At 69.6% G+C, this 2071-nt stretch carries 2 protein-coding genes and 1 pseudogene; all 3 read right to left on the reverse strand.

What is annotated here, in order from left to right; all coding sequences use genetic code 11:
- Nucleotides 1–489, reverse strand: a 489-nt coding sequence (locus G3N99_RS39635; protein ID WP_206125123.1) for a dihydroxyacetone kinase subunit DhaK, incomplete at its 3' end; no start/stop codon positions are given.
- A gap of 249 nt (nucleotides 490–738) precedes the next feature.
- Nucleotides 739–1839: a sigma-54 dependent transcriptional regulator gene (locus tag G3N99_RS39640; protein ID WP_206125124.1), complete on the reverse strand. Its 1101-nt coding sequence runs from the start codon at nucleotides 1837–1839 to the stop codon at nucleotides 739–741.
- Nucleotides 1836–2042: pseudogene (locus G3N99_RS39645) on the reverse strand (monooxygenase); the annotation flags it as partial. The pseudogene G3N99_RS39645 and the gene G3N99_RS39640, both read right to left, overlap by 4 nt.
- Nucleotides 2043–2071 lie beyond the last annotated feature (29 nt).

Raw genomic sequence — 2071 nt, forward strand, 5'->3', positions numbered from 1 at the left:
GCCGGCGAGCTTGTGGATCAGCACGGTGCCGGCGATCCCGCGCCGCTGGCCGCGCTCGACGCGGCCGCGCAGCGATACGTCGTCGGCGACGATGACCGTCTCGACCGGAATGCCTTCGGCGCGCGCGAGTTCGGCGGCGAGCCCGAAATTGAGCCGGTCGCCCGTGTAGTTCTTCACGATCAGCAAGGCGCCGTTCGGGCCGGCGCTGGCGCGGATCGCGGCGAGCACGGCGTCGGTGGACGGCGACGTGAACACTTCGCCGCAGACGGCCGCGCTCAGCATCCCTTCGCCGACATAGCCGCCGTGTGCGGGCTCGTGGCCGCTGCCGCCGCCGGACAGGATGGCGACGGGGCGTTGCGCGGGCTCGGGCAGCGGCTGGCGGACGAGCACGTGCTCGTCGCCGAGGATCGCGACATGCGGCGACTGCCGTGCGATGCCTTCCAGCATTTCTCGCACGACATCGGACGGGCGGTTGACAAGCTTTTTCATGGCGACGGATTCCGGACGGGTGAACGAGGCTCGGCCGGGCCTGCACGGGCGCCGGACGGCCATTCGTGTTGCGGAGGATCATGCGGGCGCGCCGTCGGCGGGGGCAGGCGATCATGAAATGGATGACCGCCTGCAGAGGCGAGACGAGGCGCACGCTTCGCGCCACGATACATCAGGTTCGGACGTTGCAGTAAGGATCACGGCGCGAATCGCGCCGGAGCGGGGCGGCGGCGCGCCTCCCATACGTGGCTACTTCATCGCCGCGATTTCCTTCGCGCGAATCAGCCGCGCGCGCAGCACGTTGCGGCTGATGCCGAGCAGCCGTGCGGCCTGGATCTGGTTGCGGTGGCTGAATTCGAACGCGACGCGCATCACGGTGTCCTCGATGTGTTCGAACAGGTTGCCGTGATCTTCGTCGAACAGGTCGCGCAGCGCGCGTTCGAGTGCGGCCTGTGCGCCGGCGGCCGGGTCGGGTTCCGCCGCTGACGAATTCACGGCGACCGTCGGCACGCCCGGCGACGCGATGTGCAGGTCGGCCTCCTGCAGCGAATCGTTGCGGCTCACGAGCAGCGCGTGATGGATCACGTTCTCGAGTTCGCGGATATTGCCGGGCCAGCCGTGTGCCTCGAGCCGGCGCTCGGCGCGCGGGTCGATGCTGCGTGGCCCGTAGCCGAGGCGGCTGCGGTAGTCGTCGAAGAAGTGGCGCGCGAGCGGCAGGATGTCGCCCGGGCGCTCGCGCAGCGTCGGCACCGCGAGCTGCACGACGTTGAGCCGATAGAACAGGTCGCCGCGAAACTGCCCGTTCGCGACGGCCTGCTGCAGATCCACGTTGGTCGCGGCGACCACGCGCACGTCGATCGGCACGCCCGTGCGCGAACCGAGCCGCACGACCTCGCGCTCCTGCAGCACGCGCAGCAGCTTGACCTGCATCGACAACGGCAGGTCGCCGATCTCGTCGAGAAACAGCGTGCCGCCGTTCGCGGCTTCGAACCAGCCTGGCTTCGCGCTGAACGCGCCGGTGAACGCGCCTTTCTCGTGGCCGAACAGTTCGCTCTCGACGAGCGTTTCGGAGAACGCGCCGCAGTTCACCGCGATGAACGGCCCGCTATTGCGGCGGCTGAGGCCGTGCACGTGGCGCGCGATCAGTTCCTTGCCGGTGCCGGTCTCGCCGACGATCAGCACGTTGGCGTCGCTCGGTGCGACCAGGCGAATCCGTTCGAGCAGCGCGACCGAGCGCGGATCGACGAATACCTGCGCGCGGGCACGGATGGATGTCGCAAGCGCGGACCGGTCGGGCAGCGTGAGGACGGGCGCGGCGTCGGGCCACGCATCGGAAGGGGAGTGGTTCACGAGTAGAAGCCCGGCGTCGGATAGGTTCGCTTGAGCGCCCATTCGCCGATCTCGCGAATCTTGTACGCGAGCGGGTCGTGGAGCGTGTGGGTGCGCAGGTTGCGCCAGTGCCGGTCGAGCCGCAGCGCGCCGTGCGTCGCGCGGGCGCCGGCGACGTCGAACATGCGCGTGCAGAGATCGAGCCCGGTGCGCGCGGCCGACACCTAGCTCGCACGAGCTTCGCGTAGGGACA

Source organism: Burkholderia sp. Ac-20392, from assembly GCF_017104585.1.
GTDB classification, from domain to species: domain Bacteria; phylum Pseudomonadota; class Gammaproteobacteria; order Burkholderiales; family Burkholderiaceae; genus Burkholderia; species Burkholderia lata.